The following is a 3,706-nucleotide window of genomic DNA, read 5'->3' on the forward strand; positions in this document are numbered from 1 at the left end:
CACTGGGGGTTGTTGTTTTTCTCGGGGTGTTTGTCCCGGGGTGGCGGGTTTTTTTATAAATGCTGGGGGCGGGGGGGGGGGGGGGCGCCCCGCCCCCTTCGCCGCGTTCAGCTCGACATCTCCAGGTACGGCGACAGCCGCAGCGCCAGCTCGTCGACGGAATCGATCTCACCGCTGGCCAACGCGTCGGTGAGTGCCATCCGCTCCTTGGCCGGCATGTGTAGCACCACCCCGCAACGGACCAGGAAGATCCGCATCGCTGCCCAGGCGAGGCCGGCGTTCCACATGTCGAGCGGCCGCCAGATCATCAATCCGTGCATCAACGCCGCCGCCCTCTCCAGCACGGTCGGGTAGACGGCCCGACCCAGCATCCGGGCGTGTGGGCGGGCCGCCGCTGCGACGAGGATGCCGCCGTCCCTGACCCGGCTGTGCTGGCCCGTGTGCTCGGACAAGAGGATCAACAGGTCTTCCGGCTCGGGCCACGGTTGATTCACCGGTCACCCAACATCTCGAAGAACTCGGCGTCTTCCTCCAGGACCCGCCGGGCGGCCTGGCGGGTCCACTCGTTGCGCTCCTGACGCTCGAGGTATTCCTGGATCGCCACCTCGACGGTCTTGTGCATCGAACGGTGTTCCGCCTCGGCCAGCTCCCGAAGGCGCTGCTCGACCTCGGGCTTGAGCGTCAGAGTGAAGGCCATACCGTTTTTGTATAACTCTTCCGGGGGTACGTCAACCAGACTCGACACCATCTCTTGCCTCCATCTCCGCAGCCAGCACGTTCGCGTTTCGACCAACGCACATGCAGAGACCGAGGTACGGAGACAAAGGGTCGAAATGTGTAGCGATCGTCACGTGTTCCTCTCCGGCGCGGCGGCCAGGCGTGACGGGATCGGTCGAAGGTCAGGACCACGCGTGTCGCAGCGCGACGGCGGCCTCCAACTCCAGCAGCTTGACCTTGCGAGGCAGGCCACCGCCGAAGCCGACCAGCTTGCCGCCCGCCCCGACGATCCGATGACACGGCACGAGCACCGGGACCGGGTTGCGGTTGCAGGCCACTCCCACCGCCCGCGCCGCCCCCGCATCGCCGACCAGCCGCGCCACCGCGCCGTACGTGAGCGTCTCCCCGTACGGGATCCGCGTCATCTCCCGCCACACGGCGCGCTCGAAGTCGGAACCGCGCGGCACCGACACCGGAACGGTGAACGTGGTCAGCTCACCGGTGAAGTACGCCCGCAGCTCGTCGACGGCCTGCCGGGACAGCGCGTCGTCGGGCTCGTCGGTGGCCGCCTCGAGCCGGCCGAAATGGGCACCACAGACGCTCGTGCCGTCGGTGGCCACGGAGAACTCACCGATCGGTGAGTCGAGCACGGCCCAGCGCATCCACCTATTCTCCCCGACGCGGACCATCTCGCCGGCCCGGCCTCCGGCGTCGGGTAGAGCGCGACTCCCGACCCGCAGCGGTAGATCATCTTCGCGTCCTGTCAGGCCGTTCGGCGTTGCGCGGCGTCGATACCGTCAAGGTCGTGGCAACGGGGACGCTCATCTTTCTGATCATCGGCGGGGCGGGCATCGGCGTGCTCGCGCTCGCGCTGCTCGGCACCGAGCTGCTCCACTTCGGGCACGCCGACGTGGACGGGCCGATCTCGGTCGAGACGGTCGCCGGCTTCGCCGGGGCTTTCGGGTTCGGCGCGGCCATCGTCAACGAGCTGCTCGGTGCCCGTACACCTGGCATGGTCGTCGGGGCGGTGGCCGGCGGCGTGCTCGCAGCCGTGCCCACCGGCTGGTTGGCGTCCCGGCTGAGTCGGGCGGCGCGGAACATGCGCACCGACCCCACCCCCACCCGCGACGACCTGGTCGGCGCGCTCGGCCTGGTCGTCACCCCGGTGCCAGCCAACGGGTACGGCGAGGTCCGCATTCGCCTCGCCGGCCAACCGGTCAAGCTCAGCGCCCGCGCGGACCAGCCGATCCCGATCGGCGCCCAGATCTTCGTCGTGCAGGCGCTCAGCGAGACCAGCGTGCACGTAGAGACCTACTGATCTCCCCCTCACAGACGGGACTATTTATATGGCCCTACTCATCGCCATCGGTGGCGCGGTCCTCCTCGTGCTCATCCTGGTGTTCTTCGTGCTCTCCAGGATCAAGGTGGCCGGCCCGAACGAGGCGTTCATCGTCACCGGTCGCAAGGGCCGCACCACGCACACCGCCGACGGCGGGCGGTCCACCGACACCTCCGGTCAGAAGGTCGTGCTGGGCGCCTCGGTGTTCGTGCTGCCGGTGGTGCAGAAGCTCCAGTCGCTCGACCTGTCCAGCCGGCGGATCGACGTCGGCATCCGGGGCGCGGTGAGCAAGCAGGGCATCCGCGCCGACCTGCACGGCGTGGCGATCGTCAAGGTCGGCGGGACCGAGGACGCGATCCGGGCCGCCGCCCAGCGGTTCCTGCACCAGCAGGACGAGATCGACAACTTCACCCGGGAGGTGCTGGCCGGCGCGCTGCGCTCGATCGTCGGGCGGCTCACCGTCGAGGAGGTCATCCGGGACCGGGCGGCGTTCGCCAGCGCCGTGGCCGAGGAGGCCGAACACTCGATGACCAACCAGGGTCTGGTGTTGGACACCTTCCAGCTCCAGGACATCCTCGCTGAGGGCTCCTACCTGCAGGACCTGGGTCGGCCTGAGGCCGCCCGGGTGCTCAAGGACGCGGCGATCGCCGAGGCGCGGGCCCGGCAGCAGGCCGAGCAGGAGCGCCTGCTCGCCGAGGAGGCCATCGCCGAGGCGAACCGGAACCTGGCCCTCAAGCAGGCCGGCATCCAGGCCGAGATCGACGCGGCTAAGGCGAAGTCCGCGGCGGCCGGACCGCTCGCCCAGGCCGAGCGGGACCAGGCGATCCTTTCCGAGCAGCAGAAGGTGGCCGAGCGCAACGCCGAACTCAAGCAGCGCCAACTCGACACCGAGGTTCGCAAGCCGGCCGACGCGGCCCGGTACAAGGTGGAGCAGGAGGCCGAGGCGTCCCGCAACGCGGCGGTGCTGCACGCCGACGCGCAGCGCCAGTCCGTCATCGCCGCAGCGCAGGCCTCCGCCGAGCAGGCCCGCCTCACCGGTGAGGGTGAGCGGGCCCGACGGGCCGCGCTCGCCGAGGCCAACGCCATCGAGGGTGCCAAGGAGGGTGAGGCCGAGCAGCGGCGACGCTCCGCCATCGCCGAGGCGGTGGAGCGGGAGGGCCAGGCCGAGGCCGCGGCCATCCTCGCCAAGGGTGAGGCAGAGGCCGACGCGATGGCGCGCAAGGCCGAGGCGTTCGCCGCGTACGGAGAGGCGGCCGTGCTCGACCTGCTGGTCAAGGTGCTGCCGCAGGTCGTCGAGGCGGCCAGCGCGCCGATCGGGGCGATCGACAAGATGACCGTGATTTCCACCGACGGCGCGTCGTCGCTCACCAGGTCGGTGGCCGGCAACGTGGCCCAGGGCCTCCAGCTCGGCAGCGATCTCACCGGGATCGACCTGCCCGGACTGCTGGCACGGCTCGGTGCTGGACGGAGCGACGCCACCGCGCCGGTCACCGGGGGCGGCACTGTGGACGGCAGCACCGTCTCGCGCTGAGCGCGCACAACCGGCGAGAGTCAGGGCTCTGGCCGGCACGGATCACCCACCAACGGCCGGCGCCCGCCGGCACCGCCCCACCCCCGCGGGGGGGCGGGCGCGGCGCGGGGGGGTGGGGT

The 3,706-nt window shown here is 70.6% G+C and carries 5 protein-coding genes; 2 read left to right on the forward strand and 3 right to left on the reverse strand.

Annotated features, from left to right (window positions below; genetic code table 11):
* Nucleotides 1-107: 107 nt before the first annotated feature.
* From AB0B48_RS32300 to AB0B48_RS32310, 3 genes are all read right to left on the reverse strand, one after another.
* Complete coding sequence (locus tag AB0B48_RS32300) at nt 108-494, reverse strand: hypothetical protein (RefSeq protein ID WP_357208243.1); 387 nt, start codon at nt 492-494, stop codon at nt 108-110.
* Nucleotides 491-697, reverse strand: a complete 207-nt coding sequence (locus AB0B48_RS32305; protein WP_088987059.1) for a ribbon-helix-helix protein, CopG family — start codon at nt 695-697, stop codon at nt 491-493. The genes AB0B48_RS32300 and AB0B48_RS32305 overlap by 4 nt, the downstream gene beginning before the upstream one ends.
* A 202-nt stretch (nt 698-899) precedes the next feature.
* A complete protein-coding gene (locus AB0B48_RS32310) occupies nt 900-1,379 on the reverse strand; it encodes a methylated-DNA--[protein]-cysteine S-methyltransferase (RefSeq protein WP_357208246.1) in 480 nt (159 codons plus the stop codon).
* Between the two features lie 98 nt (nt 1,380-1,477).
* Here AB0B48_RS32310 and AB0B48_RS32315 point away from each other — a divergent pair, with 98 nt between their 5' ends.
* Nucleotides 1,478-2,035 carry a hypothetical protein gene (locus tag AB0B48_RS32315; protein ID WP_357208251.1) on the forward strand — a complete coding sequence of 186 codons (558 nt, stop codon included), beginning with the start codon at nt 1,478-1,480 and terminating at the stop codon, nt 2,033-2,035.
* A gap of 28 nt (nt 2,036-2,063) precedes the next feature.
* Nucleotides 2,064-3,587, forward strand: coding sequence for an SPFH domain-containing protein (locus tag AB0B48_RS32320; protein WP_357208249.1), 1,524 nt, complete (start codon nt 2,064-2,066; stop codon nt 3,585-3,587).
* The last annotated feature ends 119 nt before the right edge of the window (nt 3,588-3,706 follow it).

Source organism: Micromonospora sp. NPDC049089, assembly GCF_040648775.1.
Classification (GTDB): domain Bacteria; phylum Actinomycetota; class Actinomycetes; order Mycobacteriales; family Micromonosporaceae; genus Micromonospora.

Excerpts from the sequence above, each read along its gene's own strand:
- AB0B48_RS32310 (WP_357208246.1), bottom strand. The coding sequence starts at position 1,379 with ATGCGCTGGGCCGTGCTCGACTCACCGATCGGTGAGTTCTCCGTGGCC.
- AB0B48_RS32320 (WP_357208249.1), top strand. The coding sequence starts at position 2,064 with ATGGCCCTACTCATCGCCATCGGTGGCGCGGTCCTCCTCGTGCTCATC.
- AB0B48_RS32305 (WP_088987059.1), bottom strand. The coding sequence starts at position 697 with ATGGCCTTCACTCTGACGCTCAAGCCCGAGGTCGAGCAGCGCCTTCGG.